The sequence below is a fragment of the Neisseria sp. CCUG17229 genome (assembly GCF_047839235.1).
Lineage (GTDB): Bacteria > Pseudomonadota > Gammaproteobacteria > Burkholderiales > Neisseriaceae > Neisseria > Neisseria brasiliensis.
Genome location: NZ_CP181247.1, coordinates 282,790 through 301,038, shown reverse-complemented (window position 1 = coordinate 301,038; position 18,249 = coordinate 282,790). Strand labels below are relative to the sequence as shown.

Sequence of the window (18,249 nt, the reverse complement as noted above, 5' to 3'; positions counted from 1 at the left end):
CATGCCCAAACGTACCGACCTAAAATCCATCTTAATCATTGGCGCCGGCCCGATTGTGATCGGCCAAGCCTGCGAATTTGACTATTCGGGCGCTCAAGCCTGTAAAGCCTTGAGTGAAGAAGGCTATAAAGTCATTCTGGTAAACTCGAATCCGGCCACCATCATGACCGACCCTGAAATGGCTGATGTGACCTACATCGAGCCGATTACTTGGCAAACGGTAGAAAAAATCATCGCCAAAGAGCGTCCTGACGCGGTATTGCCGACCATGGGCGGCCAAACGGCGCTGAACTGTGCGCTGGATTTGGCGCGCAACGGTGTACTGGCGAAATACAATGTCGAATTGATTGGCGCGACTGAAGATGCCATCGACAAAGCCGAAGACCGCGGCCGCTTTAAAGAAGCGATGGCGAAAATTGGTCTGCATTGCCCGAAATCTTTCGTTTGCCACACCATGAACGAAGCCTTGGCGGCGCAAGAGCAAGTCGGCTTTCCAACGCTGATTCGCCCTTCGTTTACCATGGGCGGTTCGGGCGGCGGCATTGCGTATAACCGTGATGAATTTTTGGCGATTTGCGAACGCGGTTTCGACGCGTCCCCTACCCACGAATTGTTGATTGAGCAATCGGTACTTGGCTGGAAAGAGTACGAGATGGAAGTAGTGCGTGACAAAAACGACAACTGCATCATCATCTGCTCGATTGAAAACTTCGACCCGATGGGCGTGCACACCGGCGACTCCATCACCGTTGCCCCTGCGCAAACGCTGACCGACAAAGAATACCAAATCATGCGTAATGCTTCTTTGGCAGTGTTGCGCGAAATCGGTGTGGACACCGGCGGCTCTAACGTTCAATTCGCCATCAACCCTGAAAACGGCGAGATGATCGTGATTGAGATGAACCCGCGCGTATCGCGTTCGTCTGCCTTGGCTTCTAAAGCCACCGGCTTCCCGATTGCCAAAGTAGCGGCGAAATTGGCTGTGGGCTTTACCTTGGACGAATTGCAAAACGACATCACCGGCGGCCGCACGCCTGCGTCGTTTGAGCCGTCTATCGACTATGTGATTACCAAAATCCCGCGTTTTGCCTTTGAAAAATTCCCAGCCGCCGACGACCGCCTGACCACACAAATGAAATCGGTGGGCGAAGTGATGGCCATGGGTCGCACCATTCAAGAATCGTTCCAAAAAGCCTTGCGTGGCTTGGAAACCGGCTTGTGCGGCTTTAATCCGCGCTCGACCGACAAATCAGAAATCCGCCGCGAATTGGCCAACCCGGGCCCTGAGCGTATGCTGTTTGTGGCCGATGCCTTCCGTGCCGGTTTCAGCAAAGAAGAAGTGTTCGACATCTGCGCCATCGACCCTTGGTTCTTGGCACAAATCGAAGACTTGGTGCAAGAAGAGCAAAAAGTTTCAGACGGCCAATTAACTGATTTGGACTACGCGGCTTTACGCCGTCTGAAACGCAAAGGTTTCTCCGACAAGCGCTTGGCGCAATTGCTGAACATCAGCGAAAAAGAAGTGCGCGAACACCGCTACGCCTTGAACCTGCATCCGGTATACAAACGTGTCGACACCTGTGCGGCCGAGTTCGCCACCGACACCGCTTACCTGTATTCAACTTACGAAGAAGAATGCGAAGCGCGCCCGAGCGACCGCAAAAAAGTGATGATTCTCGGCGGCGGCCCGAACCGCATCGGCCAAGGCATCGAGTTCGACTACTGCTGCGTACACGCTGCCCTGTCGCTGCGCGAATCCGGTTTTGAAACCATCATGGTCAACTGTAACCCTGAAACCGTTTCGACCGACTTCGACACCAGCGACCGCCTGTATTTCGAGCCGCTGACCCTGGAGGACGTGCTGGAAATCGTGCGCAAAGAAAACCCTTGGGGCGTGATTGTGCATTACGGCGGCCAAACCCCGCTGAAACTGGCCAACGCCTTGGTGGAAAACGGCGTAAACATCATCGGCACATCCGCCGACAGCATTGACGCTGCCGAAGACCGCGAACGCTTCCAAAAAGTGCTCAACGACTTAGGCTTGCGCCAACCGCCTAACCGCATTGCCCACAACGAAGAAGAAGCCCTTGTGTTGGCAGAAGAAATCGGCTATCCGCTGGTGGTGCGCCCGTCTTACGTATTGGGCGGCCGCGCCATGCAGGTGGTGCATACCCAAGAGCAATTGAAAACCTATATGCGCGAAGCGGTGCAAGTTTCCGAAGACAGCCCGGTATTGCTCGACTTCTTCTTGAACAACGCCATTGAAGTCGATGTCGACTGCGTTTCAGACGGCACCGACGTCGTGATCGGCGGCATCATGCAACACGTCGAACAAGCCGGCATCCACTCGGGCGACTCAGGCTGCTCATTGCCGCCATACTCGCTGAGCCAAGAGATTCAAGACGAAATCCGCCGCCAAACCGTCGCCATGGCCAAAGCCTTGGACGTAAAAGGCCTGATGAACGTGCAATTTGCCGTGCAAGATGATGTCGTGTTCGTATTGGAAGTGAATCCACGCGCTTCACGTACCGTGCCGTTTGTGTCGAAAGCCACTTCCGTGCCGTTGGCCAAAGTCGGCGCACGCGCCATGGCCGGCATCAGTCTGAAAGAGCAAGGCGTTGAAAAAGAAGTGATTCCGGATTTCTACGCCGTGAAAGAAGCCGTGTTCCCGTTCATCAAATTCCCGGGCGTGGACACCATCTTAGGCCCTGAAATGCGCTCAACCGGCGAAGTAATGGGCGTAGGCGCCAGCTTCGGCGAAGCCTACTACAAAGCGCAATTGGGCGCAGGCGAACGCTTACCGGCCAGCGGCAAAGTCTTCTTGGCCGTACGCGACGAAGACAAACCGCTGCTGACCAAAACCGCGAAAAACTTCCAAGCCTTGGGCTACGAAATCGTCGCCACACGCGGCACCGCAGCCTACCTGAAAGAGCAAGGCATCGAAGTCGGCGTGGTGAACAAAGTGTTGGAAGGCCGTCCGCACATCGTTGACGCCATCAAAAACGATGAAATCGCCTTAGTGGTGAACACCGTCGCCAGCGATGCGCAATCGGTTGCCGACAGCCACAGCATCCGCCGCACCTCCCTGACCCAACGCGTGCCGCAATACACCACCATCGCCGGCGGCGAAGCCATGAGCGAAGGTGCAAAAAGCCGCGACCACTTGGGCGTGTACAGCGTGCAGGAATTACATGGCCGTCTGAAAAAATAAGGCAGTTGTGTGAATAGAAAGGCCGTCTGAAAGCGCATCTTGCGTTTTCAGACGGCCTTACATTCGCCTAACAAGTGCAATTTCCAATAACAGAAAAGGCCAGTATGCGGTAGTATACTGCCTTTCCTGACAAGAAAGATTGCAATATGGCCTACACACAACTGACCTCACACCAAAGATACTACATTTCCAGACATTACCGCAACCTACCCCTAAACCAAATCGCACAGAACATCGGTTGTCATCCCGCCACCGTCAGTCGGGAAATCAGACGGCATTCCGTCAACGGAACCTACTGTTACCGAAAAACACAACAGCAAAGCGAAGTTAAAAAGAAAAACAAAAAGCCAACCAAACTGACTACTGCCGTCAAACAGACTGTTAACAAACTGATTACCCAAAAATACAGCCCCGAACAAGTCTGCGGCTACCTGCTGAAACATCAACACATCAAACTGCACCACAGCACCCTTTACCGCTATCTCGCCAAAGACCGTCAAAACGGCGGCGACCTGTACACCCATCTGCGTATCGTTTCCAAACCCTACCGCAGAAAATACGGCAGCGGTGCATGGACAAAAGGCAGCGTACCGGACAGAACCGACATTGAACACAGACCTGTCATTGTCGATCAAAAAGAGCGGGTCGGCGATTTCGAGATGGACACCATTGTCGGTAAAGACCAAAAAAGCGGACTGGTGGTTGCTGTTGAAAGAAAAACCAAATTTGTCGTTATCCGCAAAATCAGCAATTTCAAAGCAGAAGATGTAGCCCGGGTAGTGATTCGGGCATTGAAGCCATTTAAAGATATCATTCAAACGATTACTTTGGATAACGGTAAAGAGTTTTACCGGCATAAAACCTTTGCCAAAGCCCTGGGTGCGGAAACTTACTTCTGCCGTCCATACCATTCTTGGGAAAAAGGCTTGGTGGAAAATACCAACGGGCTGATCAGACAATACTTCCCAAAGGGGACGGATTTTAGGAAACTGGGTGCTAAAAAGATTAAAGCGGTTGAGGAGGCCCTTAACCGCCGACCGAGAAAGACATTGGACTATGAGACACCGGGTGATCTGTTTTCAGCAGCCCTTGCCAATGGCATTTGAGCGTTGCACTTGAAATGCGAATGTAAGGAAACAAAACCAAAGCCAAATCGATTGGGATGATGTGGTTTTTGAAGTGGATTTGTTAAAATCACAAGAAATCAACTTGGACTATATTTTGGAATTGATTTTTGAACACAATAAAAAAATCAAAGACAAAAGCGCTTTGGTGGAAGAAATCCGCCGTACCATCCGCGCCAGTATCGGCAACCGCGCCAAAGAAACTTTGGTGGTGGATTTCATCAATGAAACCAATTTGGATGCCATCGAAGACAAGCCGTCTATTCTGGATGAATTTTACCAGTTCGCTCAAGGAAAACAGCAACAAGAAGCAGAGGCTCTGATTGAAGAGAATGGTTTGAATACCGAGGCGGCCAAGCGCTACCTGATGCTCTCACTCAAGCGCGAATATGCCAGCGAGAATGGTACGGATTTGAATAGTGTCTTACCCAAAATGAGCCCACTCAACCCCAACTATTTGACCGCCAAACAAAGTATTTTCCAAAAAATTGCTGATTTTGTGGAAAAATTCAAAGGTATTGGTGGTGTAGTGTAGATAGCTGGTCTATCGATTAAGAATAGAGAGGCCATCTGAAAGATTCATCTTTCAGACGGCCTTTTTGCTATAATTGCCGTTCCTACATCCAACCGCTTTAAAGATACCTCCATGCTGCCACCACGCCATGCCATCGAAACTTTTATCACTGAAAAAGCCCTGCCGGCCAGTATTGAGCGTGCGCGGGATTATCGGGCGGAATTGGTGGAAATAGATGGCAATCGGGCGACATTTCAATGCAAAGGTTCGTATAAGCAGACCTACCGGCAGATGGTTGAATTTAATGAAAGCAAACCGGTTAAGGTTTCATGCTCCTGCCCTTATCACAACGGCGGCATCTGCAAACATACGGTGGCGGCTTTGCGCCAATTGGCGGCGATGAGTGACGACGGTCAACCTGAAAAGAAAACCAAGCCGACTCGGTCTGCCAAGCCGAAAGAAACGCTGCTGCGTTATCCGCTCTTGGACGGTGGATTGGTCGATTTTCAAAGCATTTGGTCTGACTTTAGCCGTTTCAACAATTTTTCGTTTTATACCGCCGACTGCCGCATTATGGATTTTGAGCCGGGCAAATGGACGTTTGAAGCCAGTGATTGGCAGGGGACATTCCGTTCTACTTTAACAAGGCTGTCTGAACAAGAAGTCGGGCTTGCTTGCAACTGCACCCACAAAACCGCTAAACAATATTGCAGCCATATGGCAGCAATGGTCAGGCTGGCGGCGGAAAATCTGGGGGCGGAGTGTCTGCTGCCTGATTACCGCGAACGCTTTATTGCCGATGTGCTCAGCGATTACGGCATGACGCCGCAAGACGATTACGCTGAGTTTTTTGATTTTTCCATCGATGATGAAGGCTTTGTGATCCAACCGAAAGTGCCCGACTTGATGCCGCTGCACTTTTCGTTGGTTTCTCGCACCATACCGTCTGAAATTTCCGCTAAAACTGCTTTGCCGCCCAAAGCGGGTTTGGTGTTGGCATTGAATTTTGACGAAGGTGTTTTTCAAGAATTTGTGCTCTATTACGCCAACCTTAAGAAAAACGGTGAAATCTCGGCCAATTTAAAAGAGATCAGTGATGTAAATGCCGGCAGCGTCTTGTTTAACGGCATGTTGCCTGACGAAGCCAAAGACATCTGGTATACCCTGCAAGCCATGAATGAGCAGTATCTCGAGTTTGCTGAAGAGCAAAACGTTGATGCGCTCAGTAAAACAGTGGCGGCTTTCAACCGCTTTTTGCAAACCTTCCCGGATTTGCCGCTGTTTGCCGCCCAAGGCCCGTCTTATGCCCGCACCGGCAGCCTCAACCGCCTTTCCCCGATTACCGTTTCGCCCGAACCCGCCGGCCTGAGCTACCGTTTTAAAGAGGACGGCGCGCTATACCGCCTTGAGGGCAGGATTATACTCGGCGGCAAATCTGTCCGCCCCGGTTTGTTGGGCAAAGCGGTCAATCCTTTTTTCATTTATCGCGCCGATACGCTCACACGCTATCCCGATGCCAAAACTGCCGCCGACATCATGCGCTGTGTGGTGCATCCGAGCTTGGCCGTACTCAAACGCCATCCCGAAACCTTCCGTCGAAACATCATCGCACCCTTGGCAAAACATTACCCCATCACCAGCCGCGATTTTGTCACCCCTCCGAAAACGAAGCGCAAACAAACGGCAAATACGCCAAACGGTGCTGATTGCTCTTTTCAAAAACAGGTTTACGTCCGCGATTCAGACGGCCTCATCCGCTTCTCACCGGCCGCACAATATGACGAAACATTGATCGAACTACCGAGCCATGCCTTGCGCCTGCACATTCAAGACGGTAAATTCCACCGCCTTGAGCGCGATGAAGCGCAAGAGCAGGCATTTTTGCGTTTTTTTGAAGCCTTACATCCGGATTTTGCCCAAGTTTCAGACGGCCTATATCTGCTCACGCCCGAACAACTGACACAAGACTTTTGGTTCATCGACTTTGCCGACAGCTTAAAAAACCAAGGCATCGAGCTTTTGGGTGCCAAGGATTTGAAATCGTGGCGTTACAACCTCAATAAACCGCAAATCAGCATCCGCACCGAATCGGGCACGGATTGGTTCGACCTCAACATAGCCATCCGTTACGGCGAAGAAACCGTCAACCTGAAAGACATACACAAAGCCTTTGTCAACCGGCAAAATTTCGTCACACTTTCAGACGGCACCATCGGCATGCTGCCCGAAAGCTGGCTGGAACAGTTTGCGCCGTATTTTCAGGCAGGTGAAGTGAAAAAAGACAGCATCCGCCTGTCGCCCTACCAATTCGGCATCATCGACCAGCTCTATGAAAGTTTGGACGACAAGCCGGAATTTTTGCACACCTTATACCAACGCCGACAACGGCTGCAAAATTTGTCAGCCCAACCCGACGTACAACTTTCAGACGGCCTCAACGCCACCCTACGCCCCTATCAGCAACACGGTTTGAACTGGCTGGCTTTTCTGCATGCCAACGGCTTGGGCGGCTGCTTGGCCGATGATATGGGTTTGGGCAAAACGCTGCAAACCATCGCCTTTTTGCAATACCTCAAAACCACCCACACACCGGACAAACCCAGCCTGATTGTCGCCCCCACCAGCCTCACCTTCAACTGGCTGGCCGAAATCGAAAAATTCTGCCCGGGTTTGCGCGTATTGGATTACACCGGTGCAGGCCGTCTGAAAGATACCGCTTCATTTGACGGCTGCGATGTTGTGCTCACCACCTACGGCACACTGTTGCAAGACATCGAGCTGCTGCAAGGCTACCATTTCAGCTACCTGATTCTTGACGAAAGCCAAGCCATCAAAAACCCGCTGTCGCAACGCTACAAAGCCGCCCGCCTGATACAGGCCGACAACCGCCTGATTCTGAGCGGCACCCCCATCGAAAACAACACCTTCGATTTATACACGCAGCTCAATTTCCTCAATCCCGGCCTGCTCGGCAACCAAAGCCATTTCAAAAGCCGCTTTGCCGATGCCATCGACAAAAAACAAGACCAACAAGCCGCTGCCCTGCTGGCCAAAATGGTGCATCCTTTCATCTTGCGCCGCACCAAAAATCAGGTGGCACACGAATTGCCGCCCAAAACCGAAAGCGTGCTTTATTGCGAAATGGGCAAAGCGCAACGCAAAGCGTACGACCGTGTCAAAGAGCAATACCGCACTTATTTGCTGGACAAAATCGGTTCAGACGGCATCAACAAATCGCAAATGTATATTCTCGAAGGCCTGACCAAATTGCGCCAAATCTGCAACAGCCCCGCGCTTTTAGCAGATGCCGATTACGGCAGCGAATCGGTCAAGCTCGACACCTTGGTAGAACACATCAAAGACAAAACCGGACAACACAAAATCCTCGTGTTCTCCAGCTTCGTCAAAATGCTTGCCCTGATCGAAGGCCGTCTGAACGCAGAAAACATCGCCTACGAATACCTCGACGGCCAAACACGCAACCGTCAGCAAAAAGTCGACCGCTTCCAAAACAACGCCGACATCCGCGTATTCCTCATCAGCACCAAAGCGGGCGGCACCGGACTGAACCTCACCGAAGCCGATTACGTGTTCATCGTCGACCCGTGGTGGAACCCGGCGGTAGAAAACCAAGCCATCGACCGCTGCTACCGCATCGGCCAAACCAAACAAGTCATGGCCTACCGCCTCATCTGCCGCGATAGCGTCGAAGAAAAAATCCTCGCCTTACAGCAGAAAAAACAAGGTATTGCCGACAGCTTGATCAGCGTCGACAACGAGAAAAAATCGTTTGATTTGGATGAAGTGAAAAACTTGTTTGAATAGGCAGGAAAAAACAAACAGGCCGTCTGAAAGTTTATCTTTCAGACGGCCTGTTTGCTTCACTAAAGACGTTTAAAACCCAAAAAGCTGGCAAGGATTCGCACTTAAAATTTGTACACGTTCATCTTCATTTTGCACGATTTCATGGAACAATTGCCAATTCTCAGCATAGCCGGTTTCATGTTCATGCTGGGTATGCGGCCAATCGCTGCCCCATACGATTCGGGTTAACATTCCTTGAGCTTTCAACATGTCATAAATTTTCTTGCCTCGCTCGACTGCCTGCCCTGAAGGAGCCAAACGATATAAACCCGACAATTTAATCCAATGATATTCTGGGTCAAGCAAAGCAATAAACTGCTGGAATACTTCGCCATCTAGATCTTGCTCGTATGCCGGTCTGCCCAAATGATCAATAACCACATTTACACCGTATTGTTTCAGTGCCGGCAGCAATGCCAACAGATAATCCGGCGGGCAATGCAATTCAACATGCCAGCCCAATGATTTTAAATTTTTTGCCAGTACTTGCCATTGGGGCGTACTCACATCAGGTATGTCTTTTCCAAAGAGGTTTAATCGAATTCCTCGGGCACCCTGCTGGTGATATTGCTGTAAATCTTCCGCAGAAATATCAGGATCAACCACAATCACTGCTTTTAAACGGCCTTTCGATTCAGCAACAGCTTGCAGCATCACGCTGTTGTCTGTACCGTAGAAACTCGGCTGGATTAAAACCCCGTATTGAAATTGATGCGCATCGAGCAATTCTAAAAATGCTTCGACCGAAGCCGTATAAGACGGCGTGTAGCGGGCATTTTCAACAAAATGATCATGTTGACTAAAAACATGGGCATGGGTATCAACGTTATACATGTTTTTTCCTTTATTAGATTATGAATTGAGCCAAAACCACAGCAATCAGCGCGGCAACCAGACCAATCGGAATAGCACGGAACAGCAAACTATTGAGTAACTTGTTTTTATCGATTCCTTCCGGCGCAGAACCTAAAATCAGACTGCCTCCTGAAGAGAATGGTGAAATTGCCGTTGCTTGTGCGCCCACCACAACCGCGGTAAACAGCAGCGCAGGTTCCAAACCGGAATGGATTGCAATGGCAGGAATAATCGGAAATAAAGTCGGCGCAACCACACCCAGTGTGCTGGAGAAAACCGACATGATTGCGCCAATGCAGCACAACACCACGGGAATGAGCCAAAAAGCCACATTACCCGAAACCCAACCTGAAAATGCCTCAATCACGCCTGCTTTAACACCGATACCAATCAGCATGCCCATACCGCAAATCATCAATAAGGTATTCCATGGCACCAATGCAATCACCTTTTTCTCATCTGCCAACTTCATAGCCATGCTGATTAAAGTGAAGAGAATAGCCAAAAAGCCGATGTCCATTTTCTTATTCATTGCAGCAATCCACTCATTTTGCGGCAGCAGCAAATGCAAAATTGGGAACAACAATACAATCGTCATCAGGATAACAATCAGGTAAATTGACTGCTTTTGTTTCAAATCAAACGGCTCCGGTTTTTCCGCATCAATTTGAATGGTAGAAGATCTGCGGTTCCACAAAGAATAAGCACCCAACACTACGATAGGAACTAAAAAAGTTACTGCAAAAATCGAAGTTGCATAATTAAAGGCAGTTTCTTTTGGCATGCCTGTACCTTCTAATAAACCCCTAAAAATAATACCGCTTTGCGAGGTCATGAAATTGGCACCGGCCAATGCACCATAGTTCACAGCCATACTGCCAACGACCAAATTCATTTTGGTTTTCTGACAAAGTAACAGGGTCAGCGGCGCCATAAATGCCAGTACGGTGTAAAATCCCGCACCTAGACCCGCAATAATGGTCGCTGCTGCGAATACGGCCAATGGCAAAATATTCGGAAAATTACGGCATTGATAAAGCAGATGTCCGGCCAATTTTTCCAAAGCGCCATTGGCCAATGCCACGTTGTAGAACAAGCTGACCGACAAAATCACAAAAAAGATTTTGACCGGCCACATCTTCACCAAATCATTCGGTGACAAATCCATCATAAAGCAACCGATTAAATAGGTTGCGGCAATCGCATAAAACCCGATATTGATTTTGGTGATGTACCCTGCGGCAATCACGAATACAATCACCAACAAAATAAGCGCAATCATTTTAAACTGCTCCTTTATCTACCTCTTTGTGTTTTCTCATATTCATCTAGTCATATAGATGACTAGATGAATTGAATATTGTCAACTTGTGCTATATTTGTCAATCTATTTATTTTATTTGAATTTAATGCTAGAAAAATGAACCTCAATCAGAGTCAGCTTAGTAAATTACCTCGCTACGAACAAATACGCCATCTCATCCAAAAGCAATTGGCCGAGCAAAAATGGCAGATTGGTGAACCAATTCCAAGCGAACATATTTTGGCAGAAACTTACCAAGTATCGATTGGCACCATACGTAAAGCCATTGACCAATTGGTGCGGGATGGACTACTTACCAAAATTCAAGGCAAGGGCACATTTGTCAAATATCCGGACTTTAACAGCTCCCTCATCCGTTTTTTTCGTCACCGCAGCAAGACCGGCGAACCGATTATTCCGACAGGCCATATAGAAAACATAACTGCCATCGATGGCCATACAGAAATCAACACCTATCTGCAGCGTGAACCCAATGCGCCGCTCATTTATATCGAGCGCACACGCCTTTTAGATGGGATGGTGATGGTCAGCGAAAAAATATGGTTGCCCTTTGAACCATTCCAATCTTTACTCAGCCTTGCACCTGAACAATTTGAAAATCTGCTGTATCCGCTCTATATCAACGTTTGCGGACAACTGATTCTTTCCGCACGAGAGCAACTGACTTTTTTGCCGCACTATTCTGATCCTTATCTGCAAACCCAAGCAGACGAACCGGTTATTAAAATCCGTCGCTTTGCCCAAGGCATGGATGGCACGGTATTGGAATATCGGGAATCCTACGGACGAGCACAAGATTTCTTCTATGAAACAGTGATTTCTTAAAACAGTCAGATTACAACGCACGATATAAACCATAAAATGCCCCAACAATACAAAAAGGCCGTCTGAAAGCTAAATCTTTCAGACGGCCTTTTCATGATTTAATCATCACGTTAACACATACACTCACAAATCCAAAACCAACCGCTCCGATCGTGCGCGTGAGCAACACGGAGTGAAGATTTTCCCTTCGGCGTGTTCTTCTTCGGTAAGGAACTGGTCGCGGTGCAGCGCTTCGCCTTCGATTAGGTTGGTCAGGCAGGTGCCGCAGATGCCTTCTTCGCAGGAAACAGGCACGAAATAACCTGCTTCTTCCAGCACTTGCGTGATGCTTTTGTCGGCGGGTACGTCAATCACGGCGCCGTCGCTGGCAATTTGGATTTGAAACGGGCGGTTTGCCGATTCGTCCACAGGAGCGGCTTGGAACAATTCGCGGTGCAGGTTTTCAGACGGCCAGCCTTTTTCTGAGGCCGTCTGAAATACGGCATCCATAAAACCCAATGGGCCGCAGGTGTAAAGATGCAGGCCTTCGGCCGGCGCTTCGACCATGCGTTGCAACAATTCGGGCGAGGTGCGCGGGCTTTGGCACACCAGCTCGACTTTATCGGCCACATCGGCTTGTTGCAGGCGCTCGGCGAAAATGGCGTCGGCTTCGTCGCGGCAGAAGTAATACAGCTTCACGTCTATGCCCTGCTGCAACAAGGCATCAAACATGGCCATCAGCGGGGTAATGCCGATTCCGCCGGCAAACAGCAAGGCGCGTTGTTGGTTTTCAGCCAAAGGGAACAGGTTGCGCGGCTCGCTAATCTCAAGCGTATCGCCGACTTGAATCTGCTCGTGGATATACTGCGAGCCGCCGCGTGAGGCTTCGTCGCGCAATACAGCAATGCGGTATTGGTTGTCCGTCATCGGGTATTGGCAAAGTGAATACTGGCGGATGAGGCCGTTACCGAGATTCAGGTCGATGTGTGCGCCAGCGGTGTAATCGGGCAAGCTGCTGCCTGCTTCGGGCTGCAGGGTAATCAGCTTGACTTTGCTGCCACAGCTGCGGACTTCGGTCACGTGCGCTTTCATGATTCGGCTCCGGCGGTTTGAGCCGCTTGTTCGGCTTGGATTTTTTTGTCGATAATCTTACGCGCTTGCACGCCGCCGGAATCGATGTTCAGCATCAGCAAACGGCGCTCGGGTTGCTCGCTCAGGTTTTGCTGCTGCTTCTCCAGCATTTCCAAGTCTTCGCTGAAAATCTTGCCTTGGCCTTCGCGGATTTGGCGCGTGGTTTCTTCGTCTTGCGCGTTGAAATGGCGCGCCATGCCCCAGAAATACCAATGCGAGGTATCGGTTTCCGGCGTGATGAAATCGACCACGATGCTGGATACTTTGTGTTCTTCCGGTGCGTGATAACCGCCATGCCCTGCTTCGGCTACGCCTACTTCGATGTGCACGTTGCTCGGCAGGTGGAAATGGCAGCGCTGCCAGCGGTCAACCAATTGCGTTTCGTCCAAACCTTTGGAACTCATACACGATTGCCAGAAAGGCGGCGCGTAAATGTTTTCCATATTGCGCTCAAGCGTCACCACATCGCCTTTTACGGTGGTTTTTAGCGGCGTTTCGTCGATTTCTTTCTGACCGATGCTGCTGGCGTGTACATAGGTTTCGTGGGTCAAATCCATCAGGTTATCGATCATCAGGCGATAATCGGCTTTGATGTGATACAGGCCGCCGCCATACGCCCATTCGTCGCTTTCCGCCCATTCCAAATAAGGCAGCAATGATTCGTCGGCGCTTTCTTTGTCGCCCGCCCAAAACCAGATAAAGCCGTATTTTTCAACCACGGCATACGGGCGGATACACGGGAAACTTTGCACGCGCTGCATAGGCATGGCTTGCGGTTTGCCTTTACAGTCGAGCTCTAAGCCGTGGTAACCGCAGACCAAATTGCCGTCGCGCACAAAACCCAACGACAATGGCGCGCCACGATGCGGGCAAAAGTCTTCCACAGCGGCAATGCCGTCTTTGCCGCGGAACAATACGATTTTTTCATTGCAGATGGTGCGGCCCAGCGGCTTCTCGCCGACTTCTTCGCTGCGTGCGGCAACATACCAGGCATTGCGGATAAAGGTAGGGGTGGTGGTCATGATGGCTCCTTTGTGTTTTGATTTTTCTGTTTTTTTATTGGTTTATGGCAGGCCGTCTGAAACGTTCAGACGGCCTGTTGTTTCTCTTTGGGAAAAATTTAATCGACAAGTACGAGCGCTGTCAACAAAATTGTATCCAAAATTTTAAAATTTACCATTTGATTAAAAATCATAAATTTTAATTTTAATTAAATCATATAGTTAATTTTATAATCGGAATTTCAAAAACAATACCCAGAAACAATCATTGATTTTTGTATCCAATTTCGCTATTGTTTTTTTCATCGGCTTTATCGGCGGCAAGCCTTTGAATCCGACACAAAAAAACAATATTTTCTTGAGGAGAGAAACCATGAATGCCGCAACACTCAAGCAGCAAATCGACCAAAAGCCCATGAATGCTTTTCAATGGTCGGTGGTTGCCATCTGTATCTGTCTTAACGTCATCGACGGCTTTGATGTCTTAGTGATGGCGTTTACCGCATCGGCGGTGGCCAAAGAATGGGGGCTGTCTGGCTCGGAAATCGGCTTATTGTTAAGCGCTGGCCTGTTCGGCATGGCGGCCGGCTCGCTGACGCTCGCGCCGCAAGCCGATAAATTCGGCCGCAAACCGGTGATTTTGTTGTCGCTGGTGGTGGTGTCGGTCGGCATGATTTTAAGCAGCTTCAGCACTTCCGCTTTGGAGTTGGGCGTTTTGCGCTTTATCACCGGCTTAGGTATCGGCGGCATTTTGGCCAGCAGCAACGTGTTGACCAGCGAGTTTTCATCCGCCAAATGGCGCAGCCTGACCATCAGCCTGCAATCGGCGGGCTACGGCATCGGCGCAACCGGTGGTGGTTTGGTGTCGATGTATCTGATTAAAACCTACGGCTGGCAATCGGTTTTCCTGTTCGGCGGCCTGCTTTCTACTGCCTTTATTTTCGTGGTGTTGCTGCGTCTGCCCGAATCATTGGAATTTCTGCTGTCGCAACAGCCCAAAGCCGCTTTAGCCAAAGCACAAAAACTCACCGCCAAACTCAGTTTGCCGCGTCTTGATGTGCTGCCGCCCAAACCACAATTAAGCCAACAAGCCCCTTCCGGCTTCGGCAGCCTGTTTGGCGAGGGCAAAACCATGCCGACGCTGATGATTTGGGCGGCGTTTTTCTTGGTGATGTTCGCGTTTTACTGCATTTTGAGCTGGGCACCGAAGCTCTTGACCGGCGCCGGCATGACTGCCGAACAAGGCATCAGCGTCGGTATTTGGATGAATATCGGCTCGATGTTCGGTGCGGTGTTAATCGGCTTCTTGGGCACACGTTTCAACATCAAAACTGTGCATGCCGTGTTCCTGCTGCTCACCGCGCTGCTGACGCTTACCTTTGCCCAAAGCTTGTCGCAGCTCACTTTGGCCATGGCTTTGGCGTTTTTTCTCGGCAGCTTTGCCAACGGCTCGGTGGCCGGTTTGTACGCTGTGGCACCGACACTTTACGAATCCGCCAACCGCGCCCGCGGCGTCGGTACCGCCATTACGCTCGGCCGCGTCGGCAGCATTGTATCGCCGATGATTATCGGTTTCCTGCTCGATGCCGGTTGGCAGCCGGTGAGCTTGTTCTACCTGAATGCGGTGGTGTTTGCCTTGGCGATTTTGGCAGTATTAAAACTGAGAAAACTCAAGCCGGTTTGATATAATCGCGTATCGTTCAGGCCGTCTGAAACAGCAGACGAAACCGTTTTATCACCGTTTCGTTTCGGCCTTTCAGACGGCCTATTTAATGGATACTCATCATGAAGAAAAAAATCTATTTATTGTGCGGTTTATTGTGTGATGCCACGGTTTGGCAACACCAAGCCGCCGCCCTTGCACCCTATTTTGATGTGGAAACGTTCAGCTTTCAGGGTTTTGACAGTTTGACGGCGATGGCAGAACACGTTTTGGTGCAAGGTTCGGATTCGTTTATTCTGGCCGGACATTCCATGGGTGCACGCGTGGCCTTGGAAATCTGCCGCTTGGCACCGCAACGCGTGGAAAAACTGATTTTGCTCGACACCGGTATCCATCCGCTGAAAGCAGGCGAAACCGAAAAGCGCGCGGCCTTAGTGCAAGCTGCCGAAGAAAACGGCATGCCGCGCTTAATCGAGCATTGGCTGCTGCCGATGCTGGCCGAACATCACCGCACGCAGCCGGAAATGGTGCAGCCACTGGCAGAGATGGTGTTGCGCTTTACGCCTGAAGATTTTGCCAAGCAGATCCACGCGCTGGTTCACCGCCCTGATGCGGCTGCGGTGTTGCGTCAGATTCGTTGCCCGTTGCTGCTGGGCGTTGGTGAATTGGATGCGTGGAGCCCGGTCGCGCAGCACACCGCCATGCAGGAAATCGCACCGCATGCCGAATTGGTCGTGTTCCCACAAGCCGGTCATATGGCGCCTTTTGAAACGCCGCACAACGTCAGCCAAAGTTTGCTGCAATGGCTGTTGCCGGATAGTCAGGCCGTCTGAAAAAGGAAATACTATGGAACACAACCATCAGGTTTTGGTGCGCTTGCGTGAAATGATTGCCGATGGCGAACTCAAACCGGGCGAGCGCATCACCGAGATTCCGACCGCGGAAAAGCTCGGCGTGTCGCGCTTGCCGGTGCGCATGGCTTTGCAGATTTTGGAGCAGGAAGGCTTGGTCGAACGCCTGCCAAAACGCGGCTACACCGCCCGTAAAATCACTTCGGCAGATTTTCTCAATGCACTGGAAGTGCGCGGCGCATTGGAAGGTTTGGCGGCACGTCAGGCGGCGGAACTGGGGATGTCGTCTGAAACCGTTGCCCTGCTCGAGCAAGGTTTAGCCGAACTGGATGCAGTGTTCGAGCGCGATGTATTTGGTATTGAAGAAGTGGAAATTTATCAAAAATTCAATGTGTTGTTTCACGATGCGGTGATTGATGCTTCGCAAAATCCGGTCATTCGCCTGGCCTTGGCGAAAATCGAAAGCCTGCCGTTTTCATCAATTCAATCGCTGGTCATCGACCGGCGCGAAATGCCGCGCGAGAAAAAACGCCTGCTCTATGCCCACTTGCAGCACCATGCCATTTTGCGCGCACTTTGCAGCCGCCAAAGCACACGGGCAGAAGCCTTGATGCGCGAACACGCGCAATCGCCGGTGTTGTTTACCGATTTACTCAACCGTTTTGAAAACCGCCCCGAATCACTGCATATTGTGCAGGAAAGCGATTAACAATAAGGCCGTCTGAAAATGATTCTTTCAGACGGCCTTATGTATTCCAATCAAACTTTAAGCCAACGGTGCCAACAGTTTATCAAAAGCTTCTTCAAACTGTTTCAAACCGTCTTCCTGCAAACGGGTAGCCAAGGCTTCCAAATCGACGCCGAGTTTTTCCGCTTCGGCCAGTTGTGCCAAGGCTTCGTCGGTATTGTCGGTCAGCGTGGCTTTGGCCGTGCCGTGATCAACAAAGGCTTTCAGCGTGGCATCCGGCACAGTATTCACTGTGTGCGCGCCAATCAGGCTATCAACGTATAAAGTATCCGGATAGTCAGGATTTTTCACGCCGGTCGAAGCCCACAATAATTGCACGCGGTTGGCTCCCTTGGCGGCCAATTCGGTAAATTCGGCGCTGCTGAAGAATTGTTCCCAATCTTGATAAGCGGCTTTGGCCAAGGCGATGGCGATTTTGCCTTTCAAATGGTCTGGCAAGGTCGCATCTAAAGCGGCATCCACACGCGAAATAAAGAAGCTGGCCACCACTTGAATATGGTCAACCGGCAAACCGGCCGCCACGCGTTTGGCGATGCCACGCTGGTAAGCAGCGTAAGCTTTCAGGGTTTGCGTACGCGAAAACAGCAAGGTCAGGTTAATTGACAGGCCGTCTGAAACCAATTGCTCCAACGCTTCCACACCGGCATCGGTGGTCGGCACTTTAATCATCACGTTTTTGCGACCGATGGCATCGTGTAAGCGTTTGGCTTCGGCCACGGTGCCGGCGGCGTCTTTTGCCAATTCCGGCGCCACTTCCAAGCTGACAAAACCGGTTTTGCCGCCGGTAGATTCGTGTTCGGCCAGCAACACATCACAAGCCGCCTGCACATCGGCAATCGCTAAGGTTTCATAACGCTCTTTCGGGCTCAAATCCTGCGCTTTTAAAGCGGCCACTTCATCGGCATACAATTCGTCGCCGGCAAAGGCTTTTTGGAAAATCGCCGGATTGGAAGTCACGCCGCACACGCCTTGCTTGGCCATTTCGGCCAATTCGCCGCTTTGCACCAGCGAGCGGGATAAGTTGTCCAACCAGATTTGTTGGCCTAATGCTTTAACGTCCGATAAAATAGTCATCTCTGAATCCTTTTTGTTGAGCGGGTTTATATTTATAGCAAAACCGATGGATTTTCACTATACCTTGATTTCCAGCCTTTGAACA

12 protein-coding genes and 1 pseudogene are annotated in these 18,249 nt (G+C 50.5%); 8 read left to right on the top strand and 5 right to left on the bottom strand.

Annotated elements, in window-relative coordinates:
• Position 1: 1 nt before the first annotated feature.
• The 4 genes and pseudogenes from carB to ACM67B_RS01450 all read left to right on the top strand — a co-directional run bounded on the left by carB (position 2) and on the right by ACM67B_RS01450 (position 8,674).
• Positions 2–3,211 (top strand): carbamoyl-phosphate synthase large subunit, encoded by a 3,210-nt coding sequence (carB, locus tag ACM67B_RS01465; protein WP_416189854.1) that lies wholly within the window; start codon positions 2–4, stop codon positions 3,209–3,211.
• Positions 3,212–3,357: 146 nt separating this feature from the next.
• Positions 3,358–4,317 (top strand): IS30 family transposase, encoded by a 960-nt coding sequence (locus tag ACM67B_RS01460; RefSeq protein ID WP_416189748.1) that lies wholly within the window; start codon positions 3,358–3,360, stop codon positions 4,315–4,317.
• A gap of 28 nt (positions 4,318–4,345) precedes the next feature.
• Positions 4,346–4,870, top strand: a pseudogene (locus ACM67B_RS01455) (type I restriction endonuclease subunit R, EcoR124 family); the annotation flags it as partial.
• A gap of 111 nt (positions 4,871–4,981) precedes the next feature.
• Entirely contained in the window at positions 4,982–8,674 is a 3,693-nt protein-coding gene (locus ACM67B_RS01450) for an SNF2-related protein (protein WP_416189853.1), read from the top strand.
• 69 nt (positions 8,675–8,743) lie between these two features.
• On the opposite strand, the gene ACM67B_RS01445 is transcribed toward ACM67B_RS01450, so the two are convergent.
• Both ACM67B_RS01445 and ACM67B_RS01440 read right to left on the bottom strand, forming a co-directional pair.
• The gene (locus ACM67B_RS01445) at positions 8,744–9,547 is read right to left on the bottom strand and encodes an amidohydrolase family protein (RefSeq protein ID WP_416189852.1); all 804 of its coding nucleotides are present in this window, start codon (positions 9,545–9,547) and stop codon (positions 8,744–8,746) included.
• A gap of 13 nt (positions 9,548–9,560) precedes the next feature.
• On the bottom strand, positions 9,561–10,850 hold the full coding sequence (locus tag ACM67B_RS01440; protein WP_416189851.1) for an SLC13 family permease: 1,290 nt from the start codon (positions 10,848–10,850) through the stop codon (positions 9,561–9,563).
• A gap of 138 nt (positions 10,851–10,988) precedes the next feature.
• Between ACM67B_RS01440 and ACM67B_RS01435 the strand changes: the two genes are divergently transcribed.
• A complete protein-coding gene (locus ACM67B_RS01435; protein WP_416189850.1) occupies positions 10,989–11,717 on the top strand; it encodes a GntR family transcriptional regulator in 729 nt (242 codons plus the stop codon).
• Between the two features lie 123 nt (positions 11,718–11,840).
• Here the strand turns inward: ACM67B_RS01435 and ACM67B_RS01430 are convergent, their stop codons facing one another.
• Complete coding sequence (locus ACM67B_RS01430) at positions 11,841–12,788, bottom strand: PDR/VanB family oxidoreductase (protein WP_416189849.1); 948 nt, start codon at positions 12,786–12,788, stop codon at positions 11,841–11,843.
• The gene (locus tag ACM67B_RS01425; RefSeq protein WP_416189848.1) at positions 12,785–13,849 is read right to left on the bottom strand and encodes a Rieske 2Fe-2S domain-containing protein; all 1,065 of its coding nucleotides are present in this window, start codon (positions 13,847–13,849) and stop codon (positions 12,785–12,787) included. Before ACM67B_RS01425 ends, ACM67B_RS01430 begins: the two co-directional genes overlap by 4 nt.
• Before the next feature lie 352 nt (positions 13,850–14,201).
• Here ACM67B_RS01425 and ACM67B_RS01420 point away from each other — a divergent pair, with 352 nt between their 5' ends.
• From ACM67B_RS01420 to ACM67B_RS01410, 3 genes are all read left to right on the top strand, one after another.
• Complete coding sequence (locus ACM67B_RS01420; protein WP_416189847.1) at positions 14,202–15,512, top strand: MFS transporter; 1,311 nt, start codon at positions 14,202–14,204, stop codon at positions 15,510–15,512.
• A gap of 101 nt (positions 15,513–15,613) precedes the next feature.
• Positions 15,614–16,324 carry an alpha/beta fold hydrolase gene (locus ACM67B_RS01415; RefSeq protein ID WP_416189846.1) on the top strand — a complete coding sequence of 237 codons (711 nt, stop codon included), beginning with the start codon at positions 15,614–15,616 and terminating at the stop codon, positions 16,322–16,324.
• 13 nt (positions 16,325–16,337) lie between these two features.
• Positions 16,338–17,051, top strand: coding sequence for a GntR family transcriptional regulator (locus ACM67B_RS01410; protein WP_416189845.1), 714 nt, complete (start codon positions 16,338–16,340; stop codon positions 17,049–17,051).
• A 57-nt stretch (positions 17,052–17,108) separates the two neighbouring features.
• Here the strand turns inward: ACM67B_RS01410 and tal are convergent, their stop codons facing one another.
• Positions 17,109–18,164: a transaldolase gene (gene tal / locus ACM67B_RS01405; protein ID WP_416189844.1), complete on the bottom strand. Its 1,056-nt coding sequence runs from the start codon at positions 18,162–18,164 to the stop codon at positions 17,109–17,111.
• Between the last annotated feature and the right edge of the window lie 85 nt (positions 18,165–18,249).